This is a genomic window from Janthinobacterium sp. OK676 (assembly GCF_900103595.1).
Taxonomy (GTDB): Bacteria; Pseudomonadota; Gammaproteobacteria; order Burkholderiales; family Burkholderiaceae_D; genus Janthinobacterium.
Window position 1 is genome coordinate 175,987 of the sequence record NZ_FNHA01000013.1, and the last position, 25,382, is coordinate 201,368.

24 protein-coding genes are annotated in these 25,382 nt (G+C 61.5%); 12 read left to right on the top strand and 12 right to left on the bottom strand.

Annotated elements, in window-relative coordinates; genetic code table 11:
• Positions 1–83 precede the first annotated feature (83 nt).
• Positions 84–872, bottom strand: a complete 789-nt coding sequence (locus BLU39_RS23405) for an AraC family transcriptional regulator (protein WP_092717582.1) — start codon at positions 870–872, stop codon at positions 84–86.
• A gap of 102 nt (positions 873–974) precedes the next feature.
• Between BLU39_RS23405 and BLU39_RS23410 the strand changes: the two genes are divergently transcribed.
• The 3 genes from BLU39_RS23410 (at position 975) to BLU39_RS23420 (ending at position 4,979) form a co-directional block, all read left to right on the top strand.
• A complete protein-coding gene (locus BLU39_RS23410; RefSeq protein ID WP_092717585.1) occupies positions 975–1,889 on the top strand; it encodes a DMT family transporter in 915 nt (304 codons plus the stop codon).
• A gap of 41 nt (positions 1,890–1,930) precedes the next feature.
• Positions 1,931–2,845 carry a toxin-antitoxin system YwqK family antitoxin gene (locus BLU39_RS23415; protein WP_139178456.1) on the top strand — a complete coding sequence of 305 codons (915 nt, stop codon included), beginning with the start codon at positions 1,931–1,933 and terminating at the stop codon, positions 2,843–2,845.
• 403 nt (positions 2,846–3,248) lie between these two features.
• Positions 3,249–4,979 (top strand): methyl-accepting chemotaxis protein, encoded by a 1,731-nt coding sequence (locus BLU39_RS23420; protein ID WP_092717592.1) that lies wholly within the window; start codon positions 3,249–3,251, stop codon positions 4,977–4,979.
• A 1-nt stretch (position 4,980) separates the two neighbouring features.
• On the opposite strand, the gene BLU39_RS23425 is transcribed toward BLU39_RS23420, so the two are convergent.
• The 7 genes from BLU39_RS23425 to dnaA all read right to left on the bottom strand — a co-directional run bounded on the left by BLU39_RS23425 (position 4,981) and on the right by dnaA (position 15,009).
• Positions 4,981–6,132 (bottom strand): AI-2E family transporter, encoded by a 1,152-nt coding sequence (locus BLU39_RS23425; protein WP_092717595.1) that lies wholly within the window; start codon positions 6,130–6,132, stop codon positions 4,981–4,983.
• Positions 6,133–6,294: 162 nt separating this feature from the next.
• Positions 6,295–7,299 carry a hypothetical protein gene (locus BLU39_RS23430; protein WP_092717598.1) on the bottom strand — a complete coding sequence of 335 codons (1,005 nt, stop codon included), beginning with the start codon at positions 7,297–7,299 and terminating at the stop codon, positions 6,295–6,297.
• 88 nt (positions 7,300–7,387) lie between these two features.
• Positions 7,388–8,449 carry a GGDEF domain-containing protein gene (locus BLU39_RS23435; protein WP_092717601.1) on the bottom strand — a complete coding sequence of 354 codons (1,062 nt, stop codon included), beginning with the start codon at positions 8,447–8,449 and terminating at the stop codon, positions 7,388–7,390.
• Positions 8,450–8,645: 196 nt separating this feature from the next.
• Entirely contained in the window at positions 8,646–9,566 is a 921-nt protein-coding gene (locus BLU39_RS23440) for a bifunctional helix-turn-helix transcriptional regulator/GNAT family N-acetyltransferase (protein WP_092717604.1), read from the bottom strand.
• A 147-nt stretch (positions 9,567–9,713) separates the two neighbouring features.
• Entirely contained in the window at positions 9,714–12,212 is a 2,499-nt protein-coding gene (gyrB, locus tag BLU39_RS23445; RefSeq protein ID WP_092717607.1) for a DNA topoisomerase (ATP-hydrolyzing) subunit B, read from the bottom strand.
• 152 nt (positions 12,213–12,364) lie between these two features.
• On the bottom strand, positions 12,365–13,471 hold the full coding sequence (gene dnaN / locus BLU39_RS23450; RefSeq protein WP_034754341.1) for a DNA polymerase III subunit beta: 1,107 nt from the start codon (positions 13,469–13,471) through the stop codon (positions 12,365–12,367).
• Positions 13,472–13,614: 143 nt separating this feature from the next.
• On the bottom strand, positions 13,615–15,009 hold the full coding sequence (dnaA, locus tag BLU39_RS23455) for a chromosomal replication initiator protein DnaA (protein ID WP_034754339.1): 1,395 nt from the start codon (positions 15,007–15,009) through the stop codon (positions 13,615–13,617).
• 513 nt (positions 15,010–15,522) lie between these two features.
• Here dnaA and rpmH point away from each other — a divergent pair.
• From rpmH to BLU39_RS23490, 7 genes are all read left to right on the top strand, one after another.
• Positions 15,523–15,657, top strand: a complete 135-nt coding sequence (rpmH, locus tag BLU39_RS23460) for a 50S ribosomal protein L34 (protein ID WP_010401996.1) — start codon at positions 15,523–15,525, stop codon at positions 15,655–15,657.
• 23 nt (positions 15,658–15,680) lie between these two features.
• Positions 15,681–16,118: a ribonuclease P protein component gene (rnpA, locus tag BLU39_RS23465; RefSeq protein WP_092717610.1), complete on the top strand. Its 438-nt coding sequence runs from the start codon at positions 15,681–15,683 to the stop codon at positions 16,116–16,118.
• Complete coding sequence (yidD, locus tag BLU39_RS23470; protein ID WP_010401993.1) at positions 16,115–16,375, top strand: membrane protein insertion efficiency factor YidD; 261 nt, start codon at positions 16,115–16,117, stop codon at positions 16,373–16,375. The genes rnpA and yidD overlap by 4 nt, the downstream gene beginning before the upstream one ends.
• Before the next feature lie 11 nt (positions 16,376–16,386).
• A complete protein-coding gene (gene yidC / locus BLU39_RS23475; RefSeq protein WP_092717615.1) occupies positions 16,387–18,114 on the top strand; it encodes a membrane protein insertase YidC in 1,728 nt (575 codons plus the stop codon).
• 62 nt (positions 18,115–18,176) lie between these two features.
• A complete protein-coding gene (mnmE, locus tag BLU39_RS23480) occupies positions 18,177–19,556 on the top strand; it encodes a tRNA uridine-5-carboxymethylaminomethyl(34) synthesis GTPase MnmE (RefSeq protein ID WP_092717617.1) in 1,380 nt (459 codons plus the stop codon).
• 10 nt (positions 19,557–19,566) lie between these two features.
• Positions 19,567–19,872, top strand: a complete 306-nt coding sequence (locus tag BLU39_RS23485) for a hypothetical protein (protein ID WP_139178458.1) — start codon at positions 19,567–19,569, stop codon at positions 19,870–19,872.
• 92 nt (positions 19,873–19,964) lie between these two features.
• The gene (locus BLU39_RS23490) at positions 19,965–20,162 is read left to right on the top strand and encodes a hypothetical protein (RefSeq protein WP_092717621.1); all 198 of its coding nucleotides are present in this window, start codon (positions 19,965–19,967) and stop codon (positions 20,160–20,162) included.
• 18 nt (positions 20,163–20,180) lie between these two features.
• On the opposite strand, the gene BLU39_RS23495 is transcribed toward BLU39_RS23490, so the two are convergent.
• Together BLU39_RS23495 and BLU39_RS23500 are read right to left on the bottom strand one after the other, a co-directional pair.
• On the bottom strand, positions 20,181–20,816 hold the full coding sequence (locus BLU39_RS23495; protein WP_092717623.1) for an Hpt domain-containing protein: 636 nt from the start codon (positions 20,814–20,816) through the stop codon (positions 20,181–20,183).
• Positions 20,817–20,915: 99 nt separating this feature from the next.
• Positions 20,916–21,869 carry a CAP domain-containing protein gene (locus BLU39_RS23500; RefSeq protein ID WP_368087033.1) on the bottom strand — a complete coding sequence of 318 codons (954 nt, stop codon included), beginning with the start codon at positions 21,867–21,869 and terminating at the stop codon, positions 20,916–20,918.
• Positions 21,870–22,137: 268 nt separating this feature from the next.
• On the opposite strand from BLU39_RS23500, the gene pssA reads away from it, so the two are divergent.
• Positions 22,138–22,878, top strand: a complete 741-nt coding sequence (gene pssA / locus BLU39_RS23505) for a CDP-diacylglycerol--serine O-phosphatidyltransferase (protein WP_254789051.1) — start codon at positions 22,138–22,140, stop codon at positions 22,876–22,878.
• A gap of 2 nt (positions 22,879–22,880) precedes the next feature.
• Here the strand turns inward: pssA and BLU39_RS23510 are convergent, their stop codons facing one another.
• Together BLU39_RS23510 and BLU39_RS23515 are read right to left on the bottom strand one after the other, a co-directional pair.
• A complete protein-coding gene (locus BLU39_RS23510) occupies positions 22,881–23,807 on the bottom strand; it encodes an aldo/keto reductase (protein WP_092717630.1) in 927 nt (308 codons plus the stop codon).
• A gap of 53 nt (positions 23,808–23,860) precedes the next feature.
• The gene (locus tag BLU39_RS23515) at positions 23,861–24,424 is read right to left on the bottom strand and encodes a TetR/AcrR family transcriptional regulator (protein WP_139178460.1); all 564 of its coding nucleotides are present in this window, start codon (positions 24,422–24,424) and stop codon (positions 23,861–23,863) included.
• 231 nt (positions 24,425–24,655) lie between these two features.
• Between BLU39_RS23515 and BLU39_RS23520 the strand changes: the two genes are divergently transcribed.
• The gene (locus BLU39_RS23520; protein ID WP_092717635.1) at positions 24,656–25,348 is read left to right on the top strand and encodes a gluconate 2-dehydrogenase subunit 3 family protein; all 693 of its coding nucleotides are present in this window, start codon (positions 24,656–24,658) and stop codon (positions 25,346–25,348) included.
• The last annotated feature ends 34 nt before the right edge of the window (positions 25,349–25,382 follow it).

Below are 25,382 nucleotides of genomic sequence, written 5' to 3' on the forward strand. Positions count from 1 at the left end.
ATGGGCGCGGTGCGATAAGGCTTGCGATGATAACAAGCTCGGCGGCTATCGCCCATGATTATTGATGCATAGCAGCATTTTTTTTATGCAGCGATGACTTTCGCCTGGTAAAACGCGGTGGGCGTGGTGCCGAAATGTTTTTTAAACATGGCCGTGAATGCGCTCTGGCTCGTGTAGCCGTTGTCCATGGCCACGTCGATGACCTTGACGCCTTGCGCCAATTGCTCCAGCGCCCGCAGCAATCGCGCCTGCTGGCGCCACTGGCCAAAGCGCATGCCCGTCTGTTTCTGGAATAATCGGTGCAGACTGCGCTCGGTGATGGACAGTTCCTGTGCCCAATGCGCCACCGTCTGCTGTTCGCCCGGCTGTTCCATCAGCCGCGCGCAAATGCCGCGCAGGCGCGCATCGACGGGTAACGGCAGATACAGGGGCAGCACGGGCAGGCTGTCGAGCTCGTGCAACAGCAATTGCAGCAGATGCCAGTCGCGGCTGCCTTCCGTGAAATCGGGCGCGATGTCGACGGCCGCCACAATCAGTTGCCGCAGCAATGGACTGATCTCGAGCACGCAGCTGTGGCCAGGCAGCAATGGCGAATTGGCGCAGTTGACGAACACTGTGCGCATTTTCACGGCGCCGCTCATGCGCACCTTGTGCGCGATGCCGGGCTGCAGCCACACGCCGCGCGTGGGCGGCACTACCCAGCGCCCGCCCTGCGCCTCGATGGTCATCACGCCCTCGATGGCATACAGCAACTGCGCATGCGTGTGGCGGTGCGCGGAAATCACGTGGCCGTGCGCATAGTCGACGGCCAGCGCCATGGCGCGCGCCGTGACGGGCAGCAATTCCTGAAAGGCGTGGGACGAACAATCCATGAAAATGGGGTCAGTTTTGCGATAGGTATGGACATCTTAGCGCGAGAAGGCGCGGCGTGCCTGCGGCATGATGGTTCCCCGCAACTATTCCCGGAGTTTCGCATGCCTGTGCGCGCCTATCTGTATCCGTTTCTGGCCATGTTGCTGTGGGCCGGCAACGTCATCGTGTCCAAGCTGGCCGCGTCCAGCATCGCCCCCACGGCCATCACCTTTTACCGCCTGGTATTGGTCTTGCTGGTGATGACACCGTTTATCGCCCGGCCCCTGTGGCGCAACCGCGCCGCCATCCGCCGCCACTGGTGGCAGCTGGCCCTGTGCGGCCTGATGTCGATGGCCTTGTTCCAGAGTTTGTCCTACCGCGCCGCAGAAAGCACCACGGCGACGAATATGGCCATCGTCACGGCGCTGGCGCCCCTGATGACGGCCCTGCTCAGCGTCTTGCTGCTGGGCGAGCGCCTGACGGTGGGCATGGCGGCCGGCGGCGTGCTGTCGTTTGGCGGCCTGCTGTACCTGGTGGGACGCGGCGACGTGCTGGCCTTGCTGCAGCAGGGCGTGCACGCGGGCGATGCGCTGATGCTGCTCGCTTCCCTGAGCTTCGCCCTGTATGGCGTGCTGCTGCGCCGCTGGCGTTTGTCCATTCCCGCCTGGCAAGCCATTTATTGCCAGGCGCTGGCCGCCCTGGCGTGCATGCTGCCGTTCTTCCTGCTCTTGCCGCCCGGCAGCGCCAAGCTGGACGCCACCACCTTGCCCTTGATCGGCTATGCGGGCATAGGCTCGTCCATCGTCCTGTCCTACCTGTGGATCGAAGGCGTCAAACTGCTGGGGCCGAACCGCTGCAGCATCTACGTTAACCTGCTGCCCCTGCTGACGGCCCTGCTGGCCATCGTCTGGCTGCACGAAAACATGCATGTGTACCACCTGGTCGGCGGCGGCATCTCGCTGCTGGGCGTGCTGCTGGCACAGACGGTGCAGCGGCCCCTGTTCGGCCGGCGTCCTCGTGTGTCCGGTCTTGCCTGAACGGCCATGCATAATGGCGGTTTTTCGGCAGTGGAGTGGGCATGCGGCAAACATTTTGGATGAGCACGATGGCGGCGCTGCTGGCGCTGGGCACCCTGGCGCCAGCGCAGGCGGCGCGGTTCTACGATGGTAAACCGATGGCCACCGCCAGTACCGTCGAGCGCGGCGCGAAAACCACGGACGAGGCGCAGGTGCGCACGGCGCTGGCCCATTTTCCGCAGATCGACCACAGCATAGCCTACGCACCCACGGGCGTGGCCGAGTTCGACGCCATCGAGCATGGCCATGGCACCCTCGTCGGCTATTTCAATATCGATGGCGATTTATTGCCCGGCAAGCCGGCCGATGCGCCGGCGTTTGCCTATAAAAAAACCTTCGTGGAAAAGGATGGCCATTTCCTCACGGTCACGTATCTGCTGGGCAAGGGCCGGAAAGGGAACCGCGCACCCAGCTATCACATCAAGTGGATCACATGGGAAACGCAGCCGCAGCGCTTTGCCGCCAGCCAGGATGGGCTATTCATCGAGTACAACGTGAATTGCTGCGTGGGCAGCGTGTATGCCCGTGGCCAGTATGCGCACGGCAAGCGCACGGGGCAGTGGCACTACGAGGAGCCGAACACCATCCGCTCGTTTGGCGCCTTTGTCGATGACAAGGCCGAAGGGCCGTGGACGTATGAAAGCGGCGATGAAACGACGACGGGCATGATGCAGCGTGGCCAGCGCACGGGCCGCTGGGAAGTGAACCCGGGTGTGGACGAATGGCGCGAAGTGGACATGCACAGTTTTACCGGTTATGACACGTTTGTGAAGGACCGCTTGAACGGCCCCAGCGAACGCCGCATCGACGGGGTGGTGCAATGGCAGGGCAACTATGTAAATGGCAAGAAGCAGGGCCAGTGGGTGGAACCTGGCGGTGGCGGCCTGTATGTCGATGACGTGAAACAGGGGCCGTAAAAGCCGACACCGGACGGTGGCTGGCAAATGCTGACCATGCTCGATTGCAGAAACCGTCTATTAACATAACTGGCATTCCCACGCGACCGCGCACGGCAGCGGAATGCCAGTTCTGCGCAAAAAACATCATCCGCTTGTTACAAAGCGTGAAAATCCATGCTGGATGTTGCTACTGGTAATCTTTCCCTGTATCTTGCAATCAGGAAATTAAAAGTACAGGAAACCTCGACCTCGTTGCCCTGTCTTGCACTCCTGACGATATGCGCGGGCCGCCTTCCCCCCTGCTGCCGCACACGCCGTATCGACCTGTCCTGAACAATTCACGTGACCCATCCATCTGGCGTTTGCCGCTATCTCGTCCGGCATGCGCAGGCATGGTTGCGCCCCTACCAAGGAAAATTGCATGCTGTCGAATATAACAATAAAGATGCGCCTGATTGCCACCATGAGTGTGCTGGGTCTGCTGATCGCCCTGCTGGGCGTCATGAGTATTATCAGCCTGAAATCGGCCAACAACAGCCTCAACGAGGTCTACAGCAATCAGCTGGCATCGACGCAAGCGATCGGCGAATCGCAAATTGCCCTGGGCCGTGCCCGCTTTACGATGGACCGCGTGATGGTGCACCCGGACGCGGCCGATGCCAAGGATACCCTGGCCCGCGCCGAACAATTCATGGAAGCTTCGAACAAGTCCTGGAAGGTGTACCTGGGCTTGCCGCAAAGCGCGGATGAAAAGCGCCTGTCCGACGACATGGACAAGAAGCGCAGCGATTACATGAACAATGGCGTGCTGGCCATGAGCAAGGCTTTGCGTGAAGGCAACGTCGCGCAGGCGGACGAATTGATGATGAAGGGGCTGACGCCGCTGTACCGCAGCCTGGACCAGGCCGCCGAAACCTTGACGCAATACCAGGTCACTTCGGCATCCAAGATGTATGCGGAAAGCCAGTCCAGCTACCACACGCAAGTGAGCATGGCCATCGGCGGCATGATAGTCGGTGCCTTGCTGACCATTATTTCCAGCATCTTGCTGCTGCGCGCCATCTTTGGCCCGCTGGACCAGGCCCTGCGCCATTTCGGCGCCATTTCCGACGGCAACCTGGCCAACGACATCGTCATCACGCGCCACGACGAAATGGGCGCCTTGCTGACGGGCTTGCAGAAGATGCAGGAACGCCTGTCGACCACCGTGCGCGGTGTGCGTGACGGCAGCGGCGCCATCGCCACGGCCAGCAATGAAATCGCTTCGGGCAACCTGGATCTGTCCAGCCGCACGGAGCAGCAAGCGTCGAGCCTGGAAGAAACGGCCTCGTCGCTGGAAGAGCTGACCTCGACCGTGAAGCAGAATTCCGACAATGCGCGCCAGGCCAACCAGCTGGCCGTGTCGGCCTCGGACGTGGCGGTGAAAGGTGGCGCATTGGTGGCGCAAGTGGTCGATACCATGGGCACCATCAGCGAATCGTCGAAAAAGATTGCCGACATCATCGGCGTGATCGATGGCATCGCCTTCCAGACGAATATCCTGGCCCTGAACGCGGCCGTGGAAGCGGCGCGTGCCGGCGAGCAGGGTCGTGGTTTTGCCGTCGTCGCCACGGAAGTGCGCAACCTGGCGCACCGCTCGGCCAGCGCCGCCAAGGATATTAAAGTGCTCATCGAAGCTTCGGTGCAGAACGTGGGCGCCGGTAGCGAACTGGTCAGCCAGACGGGTACGACGATGGACGAGATCGTCTCGAGCATCCGCCGCGTGACGGACATCATGGGCGAAATCAGCGCCGCCGGCCGCGAGCAGGAACTGGGCATCGGCCAGATCAACCAAGCCGTGGCGGAAATGGATACCGTGACGCAACAGAATGCGGCCTTGGTGGAAGAAGCGGCGGCCGCCTCGGAAGCCATGCAGGAGCAGGCGGCGGCGCTGGCCGAGATGGTCAGCATCTTCAAACTCGACGCCAACCATAGCGGTCCGTCTGCGGCCAAGCCTGCCTTGCGCAAGCCTGTCGTGGCCGCCGCCAGCACGGCCTTGAAACGCCCGTCGCTGCGCCTGGCACCGGCGCGCGCCGCTGCCGCCCCGGCCGCAGCCCAGCCACGCTCCGCCAAACCCGCCGCCGACAATAGCGGCGAGTGGGAAGAGTTCTAAGTTACTGCGCTTCCAGGGCGGCCTTGCTGCCCTGTTCCTGCAAGCGCGCCGCCTCGGCCAGGGCCTGGGCGCGCGCTTCCTCTGCAGCCTGTTCCGCTTTCTCCATCGCATCATGGCGCGCCTGCAAGGCTGCCCGCGCACGCACGAAGACAATCTTGATGGCCGCCATCACGGGCACGGACAAAAAGATGCCGACCACGCCCCCCAACTGGTCGCCGGCCAGCAAGCCCACGATCACCATCAGCGGGCTCACTTCCACGCCTTCGCTCATCAAGTACGGATTGACCACGTAATCCTGGAACAAGCGGTAGGCGGCGATAAAGCCGATCAGCCAGAACACGTGCTCGAAGCCGCTGAAACCGGCCACGACCACGGCGATGACGGCGGCCGCCAGCGGGCCGGCAAACGGAATGAATTCCAGCAAGGCGGCCGCGCCGGCCAGCAGCAGGCTGTACGGCACGCCCATCAGGGAAAAGGCGATGCTGTAGGACACAAACGTGGCGATCGACAACAGCAGCAGGGCGCGCACATAGCGCGACAGCAGGATGTCGAGGTCGTCGATGATGGCGCCCCAGAGTTTCTTGTTCGGGCGGTTCAGCAGCGACAGCAAGCCGTCGCGCATGTCCGGTCCTTCCTTGATCAGCAAAAAACTCAGCACGGGTACCAGCACCAGATAGATCAGGTTGCTGGCCGCATGCATGACGGTCAAGCCCAGTTCTTTCGCCAGCGGCATCGCTTGTCCCGTGCCGCTGCTCAGTTGCGACTGCATGAACGACAGCAGGCGCGCGCGCAACGGCTCCATGAATTCCGGCAAGGGGATGCGCTCGGCAAAGTTGTTGCCCTTGAGCAGGGTCGGCAACTGATCGCTGAGTTTGATCGCCTCTTCTTCGATGCGCGCGCCGAAGATGGAACCCAGTATCGCCACCAGCAAGATCACCACGAGAAAGACAATGCCGATGGCGGCCGTGCGCGGCAAGCGTTTCGGGCCATGGCGTTCGAGCAGGCCGATCAGCGGATACACGAGGTAGCTGAAGAAAATGGCAAAGACCACGACGATCAGGGTCGACGAGACCTTGTAGGTGAGAAATAACAAAAAGGCGATGAGGAACGCCGTCCACACCATCTTGGCAACGCGCAAGTTAAAACCGAACATATGAATTCCTTAGAGGCAGGATGCGACGCAAGCGTGACTGGCTTGAAGGGCAGGGTGGGCAAGGCAGGGACAGGGCCGCGCCGCACGGCCGGAAATCATACCGCAAAATGCCAAAATGCCATGCTCTTGTGCGTAATGGCAATGCTTTCCCTGCTCTGTCGTTTATTTTTCCCGCCAGCTGGCCACGGTGATGAACACGCCATCGTCCTTGTTGGGTTCGCGCAAGGTCACCGTGTAGCGGCCGCCGGCATCGCTGCCCGTAAACACCACCTTGTCGTCGTGGCCCTTCACTTGCGCGCCCTTGGCCAGTTTGGCGTAGGTGTTGAGCACCCAGTGGAAATCGGCATAGCTGCGCACGGTGATCTCGGCATCGGGCACGGGCTCGTCGCCCGCCTCGGCCATTTCCGTGGGCGTGCGCATGGGCAAGCCGGCCAGGCCCGCCGGTGTGACGATCTTGCCGCCGCTGGAGCTGCCATTCAATTCCGCATTCGGCAGCAGCAGGTGCAGCAGGCTGTCGGGAAAGCCGGGCGGCACGTCGCGCGCCTCCCAGCCGGGCTGGCCGGGGCGGGTCGTGATGTATTCCACCGCCGCAATGCTTTGCCGTTGTTCCGGCGCGGCCTGTGCCAGCATGGGCGGCAATTGCCGCGCCCAGACCAGCAGCGGCGCGGCTATCTCGTCCTCTGCGCCTGGCGGCACGAACACCGTCAGCACGGCGTGCGTGGATGGCAGGCAGGCCGGCGCGGCGTCGCCGGTGACGGCCTGGCAATGGCCGTTGACGAGGCCCAGCGCCAACAGCTTGCGTTGCGGATCGAACAGCATGGCGGCGCGCCACGCACCGTGCGTGCCGGCATCGATGGAGGCCAGCACCGAACGCCCGTCGGGCAGCATGGTGCGCGTGATGTCATCGAGTGAATACATGCTGTCGAGCACCTGGCGCGCGATCAGGGTATTGCCCTGCGTATAGCTGCCGCGCGCATAGCCGAGCAGCTTGAAGACGTCGGCGCGGATTTCCGGATGCGCACTCAGGCGCAGCGGCGGCGACGGCACGGGCACGGTGGCGGCAACGAAGGCGGCATCCTCCGCCGTTTGCGCGAGTGCAATCGTCGGCGCATACAGGGCCGCGCACAGCGACAGCAGGGGGAACACGGTGTGCAGGGGAAAATTCAATGGTCATCCTTGTCGAGACGCCATGCCGGTCCGGTCGCCGGCACGCGCGGGCCGCGATCTTAGCATTCTGTGAAGAAATGACGTGTTCTCAAGCGGCGTCGAGCACGTAGCGGTTCTTGCCGCTTTTCTTGGCCAGGTACAAGGATTCGTCGGCGCGCCGGTAGCTGTGCGACAAGTCCGCTTCCTTGATCAGTTCCGCGACGCCGATGCTGACGGATACCTTGCGTTCCGGCACGAAGGCTGCCTCGACGGCATCGACCAGCTGGGCGGCGAAGTCGCAGGCCGCGTTTTTTTCGCCCAGGTAAATGACGGCGAACTCCTCGCCACCGAGGCGCCCGCACAGGTGCTCGCCCGACAGCCTGGCGATCACGTCAGCGATTTTTTTCAGCACTTCGTCGCCCACGTCATGGCCGTACACGTCGTTAATTTGCTTGAAGTCATCGATGTCGATCATCAGGAAATACGCGGGCGTGCGCACCGTACGCTGCAGGGCGCGGGCGCCCTGCGTAAACATGCGGCGGTTGTTGAGTCCCGTCAAGCCATCCTTGTAGGCCATCGTCGCCAGGTCGCGCTGGGCACGGTAGTTGTGGATGCGCAAGACGAGAAAATAGATATTCAGCGCCAGGCCGATGATGACGCTGATGGTGACGGCCAGCACGGGCCAATGCTGGTCGGCCTGGCCCGCATGCACGGGAAACTGCCCCAGCCCCAGGATGGCCCACACGCACAGCGATACGCCCAGGTAATACGCGATGCCGCTGAAAATGGGCGCCGTCGTCAGGGTGATCATCACGCCCAGCGGCAACACCCAGAAAGCGGGGTCTTCCGTGCCCAGCATCAGCACGCGAAAGCTGAAAGCGATGAACAGCACGCTGATCGTGCCGCTGGCGATGATGGCCTGCAAGGACCTCGCATACATGGTCAGCAGCAGCCCGACCAGCATGCCCGTCACACCCAGCGCCGCCTGCGCATGATCGAGCGAAGCGCGCGGCAAGGTCAGGCTGAACGTGACCAGCCAGCAAGCCAGGCCAAACGTCAGGATCGCTATCGAAATGAAATGCAGTTCCTTGAAAAAGCGCTGCTGCTGCTCCCGTTCTCCTGAAAAGAACAGGTAATAGAAGGCAGGAGACAGACTGCGCGAAGTGAACATTCCATTTGTCCAGGCAGACAACACGCCTTGCGGCAGGGACGCCTCCCGGCAATGGCAGGCGGCATGGCGCGCACAAAATAGTTGCGCTCAGGAACTAGTGTACTGGTTTCTTGAGGGAAATGGTGATTGAAGCGAGGGAAACGGTAGCCAGTGTCCTGCCGCCGCCACAGTGGCAGACGGCGGCGCAAGCACGTCGTTACAGCGCGCGTGCCAGCACCTGGCCGACCAGGTCCTTGCCAAAGCTGTGATGCGGCTCTTCCTCGACCAGCTGGAAGCCTGCCTTGTCATAGATGCGGCGCGCATCGGCGAGGATGCTGTTGGTCCACAACACCATTTTCGTATAGCCAACCTGGCGGCTGAAGCGCAGGCATTCATCGACCAGGCGGCTGCCGATGCCCAGGCCGCGCGCGCACGGGTCGACATACAGCAGGCGTAGCTTGGCCGTCGTCTCGTCCTGGCGCACGATGAAGACCGAACCGATCACCTTGCCGTCCTTCTCGGCGATCCAGCAGCGCTCGCGGGTCGGGTCGAATTCACGCACGAATTTGGCGAGGATTTCGGCAACAAGCGCCTCGTACTCGTTGTTCCAGCCATATTCCTGCGCATACAGCACGGCTTGCCGGTGGATGATCCAGCCCATGTCGCCCGGCTGCGGATTGCGCAGGATATAACCGGGCGATGTTTCCCCCAGCAAACTCTGGATTTGCCCCATGGCAGCGACCAGTTCCTGCTGCGCCGTTGCCGGCAAGCGTTCCAGCATGGCCGCCACTTCGCGCCGAGAGGCATCGACCAGGGGCGCGAGGGTGCGCTGTCCCTGTTCGGTCAGCTGCAATTGCGCCGCGCGCGCATCCGTGGGCGAGCGCGTCTTGGCGATCAGTCCCTGCTTTTCGAATCCGGCAATGACACGGCTCAGGTAGCCCGCGTTCAAACCCAGCTCGCGGCACAGGTCCGCGCTGGTCAGTTGCTCCCGGTGCGCCAGCTCATACAGGATGCGCACCTCCGTCAGAGAGAATGCGCTGTCCAGCAAGTGTTCATGCAGCACGCCAATCTGGCGCGTATAGAAACGGTTGAAACGACGCACGATCTCCGTGCGCTCGCCGAGTTGATCCGCCTGCATACGATAGCTTTCATTTATTTGCTTAAGGCACATTATTGCTTGCTTTTAGCAAGTATGTCAATATGGCGGCAGGATGTTGCGTGCATAAAAAAAGCGGCCCTGAAGAGGGCCGCCTTGGCTGCAACGGAAACCAGGAAGCTGGCTGGCTTACACGTCGATATTCCCCGCCCGCAGCGCATTGTTTTCAATGAACGCGCGGCGTGGCTCCACATCATCCCCCATCAAGGTGGTGAAGATCTGATCCGCGGCAATCGCGTCTTCGATCTGCACTTTCAACAAGCGGCGGACGGTCGGGTCCATCGTCGTTTCCCACAGTTGATCCGGGTTCATTTCGCCCAGACCTTTGTAGCGTTGTTTCGAGACCGTGCGTTCGGCTTCGTCGCGCAGCCATTGCATGGCCTGGTGGAAGTCGACCACGGCGATTTCCTTGGTGCGCTCGCCTTCGCCGCGGCGGACGAACGCGCCTTCGCCGATCAGGCCTTCGAAGGTGGCGGCGCCGCTGCTCAGCACGGCGTAGTCCGGGCCTTGCACGAAGTCGGCGTCGATGGCCGTCACTTTGACGTTACCGTGGTGCATGCGCTCGATGTGCAGCTTGTGTTTTTCCGACAAATCGTCGGAACGCACGTGCACGCGCACGGCGCTGTCGTTGATGGCCGTCTGCAGGGCCAGGGCGGAGGTTTCCGCCAGGTCCAGCGTCGACAGGTCCAGCTGCACGCCCGTCATGATGGCCGTCAGGGCGGCGCGGTCGATGACGCGGGTCAGGCGCGTCATGATGCTGTTCGACAGGTTGAACTTGCGCACCAGTTCCGTCAACGTTTCGCCGGAAATGCCTTCCGCGCCTTCGCGCGGCACCAGCACGGCCGTGTTCAGCGCCACCGTCATCATGTAGCTCGCTTCTTCGGCGTCATCTTTCAGATAGCGCTCGTCACGGCCGGCCTTGACCTTGTACAGCGGCGGTTGCGCGATGTAGATGTGGCCGCGCTCGACCAGTTGCGGCATCTGGCGGTAGAACAGGGTCAGCAGCAGGGTACGGATGTGGGCGCCGTCGACGTCCGCATCGGTCATGATGATGATGCGGTGGTAGCGCAGTTTTTCCACGTTGAATTCGTCCGGTCCGATCGAGGTGCCGAGCGTGGCGATCAGGGTGGTGATCTGCTCCGATGACAGCATTTTTTCGAAACGGGCTTTTTCCACGTTCAAGACTTTACCGCGCAGCGGCAGGATCGCCTGGAACTTGCGGTCGCGCCCTTGTTTTGCCGAGCCACCTGCCGAGTCACCCTCGACGATGTACAGTTCGCACAGGGCGGGGTCTTTTTCCTGGCAGTCGGCCAGCTTGGCCGACAGGCCCAAGCCGTCCATGATGCCTTTGCGGCGGGTCAGGTCGCGGGCCTTGCGGGCCGCTTCGCGTGCGCGCGCCGCTTCGACGATCTTGCCGCAAATGATCTTGGCGTCGTTTGGTTTTTCTTGCAGGTAATCGGCCAGGGTCTTGGCGACGATCTCTTCGACGGGGCCGCGCACTTCCGACGACACCAGTTTGTCTTTCGTCTGCGACGAGAATTTCGGTTCCGGCACTTTGACGGACAGCACGCAGGTCAGGCCTTCGCGCATGTCGTCGCCGTTGATTTCCACTTTCGCCTTCTTGGCGAATTCCTGCTCGTCGATGTACTTGTTGATCACGCGCGTCATGGCCGCGCGCAGACCCGTCAAGTGGGTGCCGCCGTCGCGTTGCGGGATATTATTCGTGAAGCACAACACCTGTTCATTGTAGGCATCGTTCCACTGCATCGACACGTCGACCGTGATGTTCGTGCCCTGGTCCGACAGGCGCTCGCCCGTGGCCTGGAAAATGGTCGGGTGCAAGACCGATTTGGCCTTGTTGATGTATTCGACGAAGCCGCGCGTGCCGCCTTCGAAGGCGAACACTTCTTCCTTGCCCGTACGCTGGTCGGACAACTTGATGTTGACGCCATTGTTCAGGAAGGACAGTTCGCGGATGCGCTTGGCCAGGATTTCGTAGTGGAATTCCACGTGCGTGAAAATCTCTTCGTCGGCCCAGAAATGCACTTCCGTGCCGCGCTTGTCCGTATCGCCGATGACCTTGATGGGCGAGACGGCCACGCCGTCGCGCATTTCGATTTCGCGGTTCTGCGGCACGCCGCGCACGAATTCCATGAAGTGCACTTTGCCGTCGCGGCGGATGGTCAGTTTCAGCAGTTTCGACAGGCCGTTGACGCAGGAGACGCCCACGCCGTGCAAGCCGCCCGAGACTTTGTACGAGTTCTGGTCGAACTTGCCGCCCGCGTGCAGTTCGGTCATGACGATTTCCGCCGCCGAACGCTTTGGATCGTGCTTGTCGTCCATCTTCAGGCCGGTCGGCACGCCGCGGCCATTGTCGGTGATCGAGATCGAATTGTCGCTGTGGATGGTGACGTGGATTTCCGTGCAGTGGCCGGCCAGCGATTCATCGATGGAGTTGTCCAGCACTTCGAACACCAGATGGTGCAAGCCGGTGCCGTCCGAGGTGTCGCCAATGTACATGCCCGGGCGTTTGCGTACGGCTTCCAGGCCTTCCAGGATCTGGATGGAGGAGGCGCCGTATTCTTCCGTTTTGGCCTGGATCGGGGTGTCTTGTGGATTCTCGGACATGGACTGCTTTCTCAAATAACGATTGCTGATTGATTCGGGGCTGCTGGCTGATGACGTAGGTCGGGTTAGCCGGAACGGCGTAACCCGACAGACGGCGATTCAGCATGTCGGATTACGCTGCGCTCATCCGACCTACGTCACTGCTGTGGTCTTTAGATGCGCATCGGCATGACGACATACTTGAAGTCGGCATTGTCGGGGATGGAGATCAGGGCGGACGAGTTCGAATCACCGAGCGCGATGTTGACGTATTCGCATTTCAGGTTGTTCAGCACGTCCAGCAGATACGTCACGTTGAAACCGATGTCGACGGAGTCGCCGCCGTAGTCGATTTCCAGCTCTTCGACGGCTTCTTCCTGGTCCGCATTGGTCGAGCTGATCTTCATGCTGCCCGGGGTGATGATGCAGCGCACGCCCTTGAACTTGTCGCTGGTCATGATGGCGGCGCGTTGCAGCGAGCGCAGCAGTTCATCGCGGCCGATGGTGAAGTCGTTTTTGTAGCCTTTTGGAATCACGCGCGTGTAGTCGGGGAACTTGCCTTCCACCAGCTTCGAGATCAGCTCGATGTCGGCAAAGGTCAGTTTCACCTGGTTGGCGGCGATGTCCAGCTGGACCGGCTCATCGTTCTCTTCCAGCAGGCGCTGCAGTTCGATGATGGTCTTGCGCGGAATAATGACTTCCTGGCGCGCGAACGTCTGCTCGGTGGCGACCTGGCAAAACGCCAGGCGGTGGCCGTCGGTGGCTACGGCGATGACGTTATTGCCATCCAGAACCAGCAGCAAGCCGTTCAGGTAGTAGCGGATGTCTTGCTGCGCCATCGAGAAATGCACCATATTGAACAGGTGTTTCAGCGTTTTCTGGGGCAGGGTGACGGACGCGTTGTAGCTTTCCGCCTGTTGCACGGTTGGAAACTCTTCCGCCGCCAGGGTTTGCAGGGCGAAACGCGACTTGCCCGTTTGCACGGTCAGGCGCTTGTTCAGCAGCGTCATCGTGACGTCGCCCGATTCGGGCAGGGCGCGCAGAATGTCCAGCAGCTTGCGCGCGGCCACGGTGGTGCCCGTCACGTCCGCGCCGGAACCGATTTCCGCGTGCGTGGTGATCTGCACTTCGGTGTCGGTCGACAGGAAGGAGACATTTTCACCGTCTTTGCGGATGAGGATATTGGCCAGAATCGGCATAGTGTGCCGACGCTCGACAATACCGCTCACGATCTGCAGTGGCCGGAGAAGGGTATCTCGGGTGGTTTTGACCAATTGCATATTTATCCTCAATGTATAGGTATGAAGTTTAACGTAGTAATTTAACAATCATTGCAAGGGGAGCCCCGGCAGGCCGGCTGCGGTGCTCTCCCAGATAATAAGGGTAAAGCACGTTTTGAGCCAGCCTTGCCCCGCAGGCGCGCTTATCCTTTTAACGTTTGTTCCAGCACATGCAATTCATGGTTGCATTCCGGATTCTTGGTGCGGTCCAGCGCGATCTTGCGCACGGCATGCAGCACCGTGGTGTGGTCGCGGCCGCCGAACAGCTCGCCGATTTCGGGCAGGCTCTTCTGCGTCAATTCCTTGGCCAGGTACATGGCGATCTGGCGCGGCCGGGCGATATTCGCGGGGCGGCGCTTCGAATACATGTCGGCAACCTTGATATTGAAAAAGTCGGCCACGGTTTTCTGGATGTTTTCCACGGAAATCTGACGGTTTTGCACCGACAGCAAGTCCTTCAAGGCTTCCTTGACGATATCGATGGTGATGTCCTTGCCATGGAAACGCGAGTACGCCAGAATTTTGCGCAGCGCGCCTTCCAGCTCGCGCACGTTCGAGCGCAAGTGCTTGGCGACAAAGAAGGCCACGTCGTCGGAGAAGGTCACGCCTTCCTGCTTGGCTTTTTTCAATAGAATCGCCACGCGCATTTCCAGTTCCGGCGGTTCGATGGCCACCGTCAGGCCCGAGTCGAAGCGCGAGATCAGGCGGTCGTCCATGCCCGTGATTTCCTTCGGATACGTATCCGAGGTGATGATGATCTGTTTCTTTGCAGCAATCAATGCCTCGAACGCATAGAAGAACTCTTCCTGCGTGCGGCTTTTGCCGCCAAAGAACTGGATATCATCGATCAGCAGCATGTCGAGCGAGTGATAGTAGTGCTTGAAATCGTCGAAACCCTTGCGCTGGTAAGCGGTCACTACGTCGCGAACGTACTGTTCCGCGTGAATGTAGCGTATCTTTGCGCCCGGATTGTCGGCCATCACCTGGTTGCCGATGGCGTGGATCAAGTGGGTTTTACCGAGGCCGACGCCGCCGTAGAAGAACAGCGGGTTATAGGACACGCCCGGATTGTTCGCCACCTGGATGGCGGCGGCGCGCGCCAACTGGTTGGCCTTGCCGGTCACGAAACTGTCGAAGGTCAGGTCGGTGTTGATGCGGCTCTGTTCGCGGCGCGGGGCGGCGCCGATGCTCAGTTCCGGCACGCTGGGCTGCGGCTCCGCGGCGCGCGCGCTAGGCGCGCCGCCGTTCGGATCGCTGGCCGGGGTGCTGGCGGCAACGGGCTTCTTCGGCAAGGCCAGACGCGGGTCGAGCACGAACTGCACTTCCGTCGGCGCTTCGAAGTACTGAATGGCCAGGGCCGTGATGCGGCTGGCGAACTGGGTCTTGACCCAATCGAGCTTGAAGCGATTGGGCGCAGCAATGCGCAGCTTGCCCTCTTCGTAATCGAGAGGGATAAGCGGTTTGATCCACGCACTGAATTGTTGCGGTGTCAGCTCCAGTTCCAACTGCGCGGAACAGGCCTGCCAGAAATTATCCATGTATGTCTATGTGAAAAGGTGTGGGAGGGCGTATCGATTCTGCCCTGCGTTCACCGTGTTGCAAGGCCGGCGTCGCGCGAGGGCTCGCCACACGTAACGCGCTATTCTACTCCCGACTGACAAAGTTATCCACAGGCACGACGCTTATTTTTCTGTGGCAGGGTGGGGCGCCGTGTGCATAAGAGGCGACTTATCCCCCGGTTATCCCGTCACAGGCAGTGCTGGCGCGGCCTGTGGCGGGGCCTTGCAAGCAGATGGGGGCCGGCGCGCAAATTTCCAGGCGATCACGGCAATCCTTGACAAGAGGGGGGCATATGCTGAATAATTCAGGGTTCCCCGCCCGTATTCCGTGTTTATTCATTTGGAACGACAATATGGACTAAGCGTGGATTAAGCGGGCGATGAGATTGGCCAGCTTGTGCCTTGGCATAAGTGCGCGATTGTCATTGGCACCAAAAACTGACGGGACGTCAGACCCGATTTTGCATTTTTTTTGTTTTTAGCGAGACCAACATGAAACGTACTTACCAACCTTCCGTCGTTCGCCGCAAGCGTACGCACGGCTTCCGCGCTCGTATGGCTACCCGTGGTGGCCGTGATGTGCTCAACGCACGTCGCGCAAAAGGCCGTAAACGTCTGGCCGTCTAGGCTTGTCGTTGACAGCTGATCGCGTGGCTAGCTGTACTCCAGTCGGCAATCAACGCGAAGGTTCACACGACTTCGCGCGCGTTCGGCGTATCGTTAAAACGGATGAATTTTCATCCGTTTTTCGTTTGCGCCCTTCGCAAAAAACAGCGCATTTTGTGCTGTACACCCGACACAATCAATTGCCGCATGCGCGGCTGGGCGTCGTTGTGGCCAAGCGTTTCGCGCCCCGCGCGGCGACCCGCAACACGATCAAGCGCGTCACGCGCGAGCTGTTTCGCAACAGCGCGATGCCGCCGGTCGACTGCGTGGTGCGTTTGTCGCGCGCCGTCAACAGCAAGGATGGCCCGGCCACCACGACCAAGCTCAAAGCCGAGCTGCGTGAAGAATTGAGCCGCCTGTTCGCGGCGCAAATCGCCGCCCAGGCCCGTTCTGTTGCTGCATCACCACCCTGCACGCCATGAAAACCCTGCTGCTGTTCCTGCTGCGCGCTTATCAGTTGCTGATCAGCCCCATGCTGGGACAGAATTGCCGTTTCTATCCGAGCTGTTCGCATTACGCGATGGAAGCGCTGCGCGTGCACGGTACAGCCAAGGGCAGCCTGCTGGCTGCCAAGCGCCTGTGCCGCTGCCACCCCTGGAATGAAGGGGGCGTCGACCCGGTGCCGCCGGCCGATTGCAAACAATCTTCAACGACCGCTTGCGGTTGCAACCACTCCTGACAAATACCCTAATGGATATCAATAAACGTACCATCCTGTGGATCGTGTTTTCCGTCTCGCTGGTAATTCTCTGGAACGAATGGATGATCTCGAACGGCAAGCCGTCGATGTTCTCCGCGAACACGGAACAAACCGCCAAGGCGCCTGTCACCCCGGCCAAGACGGCCGCCCTGGCTGCCGCCGGCGCGACCGCCGTGCCTGGCGAAGTGACCGATCCCGCCGCGTTCAAGCGCGAAGTGATTACCATCACCACCGACGTCATCAAGGTCGACATCGACACCCTGGGCGGCCAGGTCAAGCGTCTGGAATTGCTGAAGTTCAAGGGCGCGGGCAATCCGGGCTGGTTCGGCGGCTGCTTCGGCCTGTTCAAATGGTGCCAGCCTGACGAAGGCAAGCAAAACGAAGTGCTGTTCGACGAAGGCGCGAACCATACCTACCTGGCGCAGTCGGGCCTGGTCGGCGGTCCTTTCCCTACCCACGCGAGCGGTTTTACCGTGCAGCCTGGCGTGCGCACCCTCGGTGACGGCAAGCAAGTGCAACTGGTGATGGAAGCGGTCGAAGGCGGCGTCAAGCTGACCAAGACGTTTACGTTCAAGCGCGGCGACTACGTCATCGACGTGCGCCACGACGTGGCCAACGTGGGCGCGGCCCCCGTGACGCCGCAGCTGTACCTGCAACTGACGCATGACGGCAACAAGCCGGTCGGCGATTCCTTCTTCAACAGCAGCTTCACGGGTCCGACCCTGTACACGCCGCAAGACAAGTACCAGAAGCTGACGTTCGAGAAAATCGAAAAAGCGGCCGTGGAAGACGAGAAGAAGGGCAACGACAACGCCATGAAAGGCCTGCATCCGCAATCGGCGAATGGCGGCTGGTTTGCGATTTCGCAGCACTTCTTTGTGTCCGCCTTTGTTCCGCCCGAGAACGTCAAGCGCGACATCTTCACGAAGAAAGTCGGCACCAATCTGTACGCCATCGGCAACGTGCTGCCATTGCCGACCCTGGCGCCTGGCGCCTCGGCCAGCATGGACAGCAAGCTGTACTCGGGTCCGCAAATTGCGCACTTGCTGGAATCGGTATCGCCTGGCCTGGAACTGGTCAAGGATTACGGCTGGCTGACCATCATCGCCAAGCCGATCTTCTGGGTCATGGAACACATCCACAGCGTGCTGGGCAACTGGGGCTGGACCATCATCGCCTTCACGATCCTGATCAAGCTGGCGTTCTTCCCGCTGTCGGCCGCCGGCTACCGCAGCATGGCCAAGATGAAACTGGTCACGCCGAAGATGCAGGCGATCCGCGAGCGCTACAAGGGCGACCCGCAAAAGATGAACCAGGCCACGATGGAGCTGTACAAGACGGAAAAGATCAATCCGCTGGGCGGCTGCCTGCCGATCCTGATCCAGATGCCCGTCTTTATCGCCCTGTACTGGGTGCTGAACGCGTCCGTGGAAATCCGCGGCGCGCCGTGGATCGGCTGGATCACCGACCTGGCCCAGCATGACCCATGGTGCATCCTGCCTGTGCTGTACGCGATCTCGATGTACATCACGACCAAGCTGAACCCGGCCCCGGCCGATCCGATGCAAGCGAAGATGATGCTGTTCATGCCACTGGCATTCTCGGTGATGTTCTTCTTCTTCCCGTCGGGCCTGGTACTCTACTGGGTCGTCAACAACGTCCTGTCGATCGGCCAGCAATGGGTGATCACCAAAAAATACGCGCCAGCCGCCAAATAATTCCGGCCAGCGAACAGAAAGCCCGCCTCGCGCGGGCTTTTTTTTCATCTACAATATCCCCCATGAAACTCGACTCTTCCCCTATCGCCGCCATCGCCACCGCTCCCGGGCGCGGCGGCATCGGCGTGGTACGCGCCTCCGGCAAAAATCTCGCTCCCCTGATGACGGCCCTGTTCGGCGCGCAGCAGCTCAAACCGCGTCACGCCACCTATCTTCCCTTTACGGAAGCCGATGGCGCCATCATCGACCAGGGTATCGCCATCCACTTCAAGGGCCCGCATTCCTACACGGGCGAAGACGTGCTGGAATTGCAGGGCCATGGCGGCCCCGTCGTGCTGCAGCTGCTGCTGGCGCGCGTGCTGGAAGCGGGCCGTGACAGCGGCTTGCGTCTGGCCGAACCGGGCGAATTCACGCGCCGCGCTTTTCTCAATGACAAGCTGGACCTGGCGCAGGCGGAAGCCGTGGCCGACCTGATCGACGCGTCCACGGAAGCGGCCGCCAAGTCCGCCTCGCAATCGCTGTCGGGCGCGTTCTCGAACACCATCCACGCGCTGGTGGAACAGGTGACGGGCTTGCGCATGCTGGTCGAGGCGACCCTGGATTTCCCGGAAGAGGAAATCGACTTCCTGGAAAAATCGAATGCGCGCGGTCAATTGAAAGCCGTCATCGAAGCCTTGAACAAAGTGTTTGCCCAGGCGGCGCAGGGCGCGCTGCTGCGCGAAGGTCTCAATGTCGTGCTGGCCGGCCAGCCCAACGTGGGTAAATCGTCGCTGCTGAACGCGCTGGCGGGCGCCGACGTGGCCATCGTCACGCCGATCGCCGGCACCACGCGCGACAAGGTCAGCGAAACCATCCAGATCGAAGGCATTCCGCTCAACATCATCGACACGGCCGGCATCCGCAGCGCGGGCGACACTGTCGACGCCGTCGAGCGCATCGGCATTGAGCGCACCTGGGGCGAGATCGGCAAGGCGGACGTGATCCTGCATCTGCTCGACGCCGACCACGGCCCGACCCTGGCCGATGAAACCATCGTCGCCGCCTTCCCCGAAGGCGTGCCCGTGGTGCGCGTGTGGAACAAGATCGATCTCTCCGGCCACAAGCCCGGCGTCGACAGCATGCCGGACGCCACCCACGTGTATCTGTCGGCGCACGAGCACATCGGTATCGACCTCTTGCGCGCGGAACTGCTGCGCATCGCCGGCTGGCAGCAGACGGGCGAATCGCTGTACCTGGCGCGCGAACGCCATCTGATCGCCTTGAAATCTGCCGGCAAGCATTTGAATATCGCGGCCGAGCACGCGGCGCAGGATGACCAGTCGCTGGACCTGTTCGCCGAAGAGCTGCGCCTGGCGCAGGTGCAACTGTCGAGCATCACGGGCGAGTTTTCGCCAGACGATCTGCTGGGCGTGATCTTCAGCCGTTTCTGCATCGGCAAATAAGGAGGTGGCGATGAAACTTATGCTCGCTTTCGTGTTCGCCTGCCTGCCCATGCTGGTTGGCGCGCAGGAAAAATTACCCAAGGACGTGGCCAAGTTCATTGAGCACGCGCAAACGTGCGAGCATTTTGCCGGCGAATGGGATGAGAACGACAAGGCGCGCCAGCGCGAAATCATCGCGGCCGTGGACGATGCCTGCGGCCAGGCGCAGCGGCAATGGAAGCGGCTGTCCGCCAAGTATGCGGGGCAGCCGAAGCTGCGGAAAATCATCGACGAACAGGCCAATGACGCGGTGCGCAGCTATCGGAAGTCAAGCTAGCATCTGCCCCGTTGAGAAATGTCATGAAGTCCGAACTGCGCTGACGTAATCTTGCTGAGCGGCCTTGAAGTGCCGCTAGGAAAGGAAGCGCCATGGACAGCGAACAGCCGGAAGTCGTGGAAAGCGGGGGAGTCGTGGCGCCGCCATTGCCTTCCCTGTCGCAATTGATCGCAGCGCTGCCGCCGAAAGGCGCTTGCTGGTACTGCGACAAGCCGCTCGATGCCGTGCGCCGTTTCTGTTGCAAGAGTTGTTGCGTGGCGTATGCGGAAGAGGCACAGTACAACAGCTGAGCGGCAGCGGGCTGAGCGCTAGCGGCGCCGCAGCAGCGCCGCCAGGGCGCCGTCGAAATCAAATTCGTGCGCGGCGGCCGCCACTTCCTGGTAGACGTTCACGCCCAGGCTGGCGGCGAGCACGCTGGCCGAGTTTTCCAGGATGTCGATGGCTGCCCCGTCGCCTTCGCGCAAATGGCTGGCCAGGCGCGCCAGCAGCAGCTGGATGGCGGGCGCGGCCGGGTCGGGCGCCACGTCCTGCGCCGCCGTGTGGGTTGCCTCCGGCGTGCCCAGCATGCTGCTGACCGCGCCGAGCAATTGGTCTTGCGCCAGTTCCAGCTGCAGCATCTGCTGGGCCAGGTCGGGCGCCTGCGCGCGCAGTGCCGATTCCAGGGTTTGCGCCAAGCTGTGCACATGGCGTGCGCCGATCATGCCGGCGGCGCCCTTCAGGGTATGCGCCTTCAGCCGCGCGGAGGCATAGTTGCCCGTGTCGAATTCGGCGCGGATCTGGCACGGCGTGGTGCCGTGGTCGTGCAGGAAGCGGCGCAGGATTTTCAGGTACAGGACGCGGTCGCCCATGATGCGGCCCAGTCCGTTCTCGACATCGAGGATACGGACCATGTCGGATGCCGCAACGGCGGCATCATCATCGCAAGTGGCGTGTGGTTTCATCATGCCTGGTGTGCAGGGCGCCCCAAAACTTGTCAATGTCAGTAAAGCAGTACCAGCTATTCTACATCCACTCGTCTTCGACGCCGCGCCCGCTTGGCATGGCTAGCGCGTCGTGAATGACCAGCTGCGCGTGACGTCGGCGCCATTGACTTTGCCGATGAAACTCACGTCATAGCTGGTGTTCGCGTTCAAGGGCGCCAGCGGGATGATGGATGCGGCCGAGACCGGCGTATGCACATCGTTGCCACTGGTGAGCAGGCGCACCGCCAGGTCCGCGGCGGCGCCGCGCTGGCGCACGCTGAACGCCGCCACGCTGACGGGCGTGCCGTAGTTGGCATGCACGCTGATCGGGTAGCCGACCACGTCCTGGTTCGGCACGGGATCGGGTGATTCGTTATCGCTGGAAAAACTGACGGCCACCTTTTGCTGGCCGCTGAACGGATAGGTGACGATTTGTCCCGCCGTCAACCCGGGGCCATAGTTGCGGTTGCCGGCCAGGTCGGTGGTGAAATACGCATAGCCGGTGCCGCTGACGGCCGCGCCCGCGCCACCTTCCTTGAACAGCGGCTCGAAAATGACGAAGCGGTGATAGATGGCCGTGACGAGCTCTTCGGCCAGGTAAAAGCCGGACGTGTTGCTCGCGCCGGCGATGACTTCGCCCTGCAGCGAGGTGACGACGTAGCCGGCCTTGGCCAGGCGGTCGCCCAGCGTGACGCCTGTAAAGCCGGGCTTGCCCTGCACCTGTTCGTGCGCCACTGTATTGTTGAGATTGAGATAGCTGGAATGGCCCAGGGCCGCGCTGTCGATCAGGCTGTTGCGCACCAGTGGCGACAGGCCGATCTGGCTGCGTCGGTAGTTGAACCAGTTAAAACCATCGGTGGCAATATTGTTGCTGAGGACGGGAGCGCCTGGCTCCTGTGTCAGTTGCCCGGCCGGGGTCGACGTGCCGGGCGCAGCATTGCTGCTATCGCTGCCGCCTCCGCCGCATGCACTGAGCAGGGCAGCACTCAGCAGGGTGGGTATCCAGTATTTCCAACGCAGCGACGAGGCAATCAAATTGACTCCTGTATAGGTAGGCGGACAGCGGCGGGGACCCGTGTGCTGCCCTGTAAAACGATTCTAAAGTATTTTGATACTCCGTAGAGCATCCATGAAAAGATATGTCGCGCGACCGTGCGCGGACGGCGTCGCAGCTGCGCAGGGTAGAATGGGCGCGGCGCAGCGTTTGCCGCTGCATTGCCTCATCCCGCTACTTTGATTGCCCATACATTTGAATACATTGCCCAAATCGCGCCTGCAGCGCGCCAAATATGCCTTGCCCAGCATGGTGACTTTGCTGTCGATAGCCTGCGGTTTTGCCAGCATCGTCATTTCCGTCGATAACGCCGGCGTCGGCGACGCGGATGCCTACCGCCTGGCGGCGGCGCTGCTGGTGCTCGCCGGCGTGTTTGATGCGCTCGACGGCTACGTGGCCCGGTTGACGGGCACCAGTTCGCAGTTCGGCGTGCAGCTCGATTCCATCGCCGACGTGATGAATTTCGGCTGCGCGCCAGCCGTCCTGTTGTACTGCTATGGTTTCGTGCAGATGGGCGTGCACGATCCGCTGCTGCTGCGCTTTGGCGGCATGGCCAGCTTCTTCTTTGTCGCGTGCGGCGCCATGCGCCTGGCGCGCTTCAATGTGAATGTGGGGCGTACCGATCCCCTGTATTTCGTCGGCATGCCGATCACGGCCGGGGCCGCCTGCGTGGCGGCCGTCGTGGTGGCGTGGCCGGCGCCCATCGATTCCATGCTGCACAGCTATCTGCTGATGCTGCTGCTCGTCGGCGTGGGCAGCCTGATGGTGTCGACCTTGCGCTTCCCCAGCTCCAAGCAAAAGAAAAGCCCTGCCGCGCTGCTGGTGCTGATCGTGGCCATCGGCCTGCTCGTGTGGCTGAAAACAAGCTTCTTCGCGCTGTTCTTCGCCGTCTACATCGCCGCCACCCTGGCGCTGAACCTGGCGTGGTACCTGGGCTGGCGCGGCATTGCGCTGCCGCAGGTATTCAACGACCCGGACGAGATCGATTAATCTCAGGCCACCTCGTGCCCGCGCGCGGCGCGCAGGATGGCGAACCAGTCGCTACGGCTGAGCGTAAACTGCGTGCCTTCCACGGCCACGCCCACGGCCTCGATGCGGCCAGTGCCCGTCAGCGGCAGGGGGCGGCATGGCAGTTGCATGATCCAGGCAAACACCACGCTGGCAAACGGACGCTGCAGTTGATCCGCGATCTGCTTGATGACATTGCGCAAATTTTCCACATTCGCGTCGCCGCCCTGGAACAGCCGGCCGCCCGCCAGCGGCGACCAGATCATCGGCGCCACCCCCACGTCCTGCAAGCCGTCGAAGGTTTCGTCGAACAGGGGCGCCACGTGCAGCGGCGAAAATTCCACCTGGTTCGTCACCAATGGAAAGCGCCGGTGCAGGCACTCGAACTGGTGGCGGCTGAAGTTCGACACGCCAAAGTGCAGCACCTTGCCCGCCGCTTTCAATTGCGTGAAGGCGCCGGCGATCTCGTCGAAATCCATCAGCGGGTCGGGGCGGTGGATCAGCAGCAAGTCCAGGCGGTCCGTCTGCAACTGGCGCAAGGTCTGTTCCACGGAACTGGTGATGTGTGCCGCGCTCGTGTCGTAATGCTGGATGGCATGGCCGGGGCGGTGCGGCGACAGCAGCTTGATGCCGCATTTGCTGACCAGCTCCATCTTGTCGCGCAAGGCCGGCTGCAGGGCCAGCGCTTCGCCAAATAAACCTTCGGCGCTGTAATCGCCATAAATATCGGCGTGGTCGAAACTGCTCACGCCCAGCGCCAGGCATTGCTCGATGAAGGCCAGGCGTTGCTGCGCCGACATATTCCACTCGCCGATGCGCCACATGCCGGCGACGATGCGCGACAGTTCGGGACCGTTGCTGCTTAAACGGCTGCGTGGCGCTTGCAGGCTGGCGGGAAACACGTGGCTCATGGGCTGGCTTTCTGGTGGTGGCGAAGAAGGTGACGCCACGATTATATCCAGTGCTAGAGCATGCTGCGGATAAAGCGGCAGCACCGCTCCTGCAGGGCATCGTCGAGCTGGCCGCCCAGTTGCATCTGGTACACGAGCGCCGACTGCAGCATGAAGGCGAACAGGCGCAGGTCGAGGTCGGCGCGCACGCCGATGTTGACGAGGCGCTGCACCACCAGGGTAATCCACGGCGCGACGATCTGCTCGCGAAAACGCAGTTGCGCCGCCGCATCATTGTGGATCAGCACCAACAAGTCGCAGGTGAAGCGGCCATCGGCGTTCAGGTTGTCGAAGATGCGCGCGCAGATCGCCTCGATTTCCTGGCCGTCCGGCATGTCGAGCGCGCGCTGCAGCTTTTCCGCCGTGCGCTTGACGAGCGCGTCGAGCAGCATGTCTTCGCGGCGCGGCCAGCGCCGGTAGATCGTCTGGCGCCCCACGCCGGCAGCGTCGGCCACCATCTGTGTCGTCACCGCATCGAGCCCATGCTGGCGCACCAGCATGACGATCGCTTCCAGTACCGCATCTTCCACGCCCGCCTTGCGCGGGCGGCCACGCACTGCTGCCTCTTTTTTAATCACGTCTGGCCTGTCTCTGAATGTTTCTTTTAATTATGGTACGATGCGCACCGTAAATGCAAAGCAACTGCTTGTCAATCATCCTCGTCAACTAACCGGGAGATTGACGGTGGAGCGCCGCGATATCCCAGTCTGTCCAACGTGAACTCTGCACTCTGCGCGGCGCGTGCCCGTATTTTCTTTCTGACTTCCACATCCATCACTGTGGCGGCTCGTGCCGCCTGAGGAAAACCTATGAAAATCATCGGGATTTCGCCCCATCGGCGCAACTTCCTGCGCAAGGCCGTCGGCGCCGCGCCTGCCGTGGCCTTGCTGGCCGGTGCCGGCGGCGGCCTGGCCATGGCCGTCTCCAAGGACCAGCCTGCCTACAAACCGCGCTTTTTCGACGCCACCGAATGGGCCACCTTGACGGCGCTGGTCGACCGCCTGATTCCCGCCGACGCCGAAGGGCCGGGCGCGCTGGAATCGGGCGCGCATGAATTCATCGACTTGCAGATGAACACGCCATACGCCTATGGCGCGCTGTGGTACATGCAGGGGCCGTTCGTGCCATCGATCGAACAGTTCGGCTACCAGTTCCATATGGCGCCGCGCGAGCTGTACAAGAGTGCCCTGGCCGGCGTCAATGCGGCCGTGCAGAAACAGTCCGGCAAGCCTTTCGTGCAGCTGAACGGGGCCGAGCGCGACGCCGTCATCACGCAATTGCAAAAAGGGACCTTGGACATCGGCGAAGTGCCGTCGAAAGTCTTCTTCAACCAGCTGCTGCAAAACACGCGCGAAGGCTATTTCTGCGACCCCGTGCACGGTGGTAACAAGGACATGCTGGCCTGGAAGATGGTGGGTTTCCCTGGCGCGCGCGCCGACTACATGGATTGGGTGGAACAGTATGGCAAGAAGTATCCGCTGCCTCCCGTATCCATCGCCTAAAACTTTTAGTACCCGATCAAAGAAAAAGAAAAAC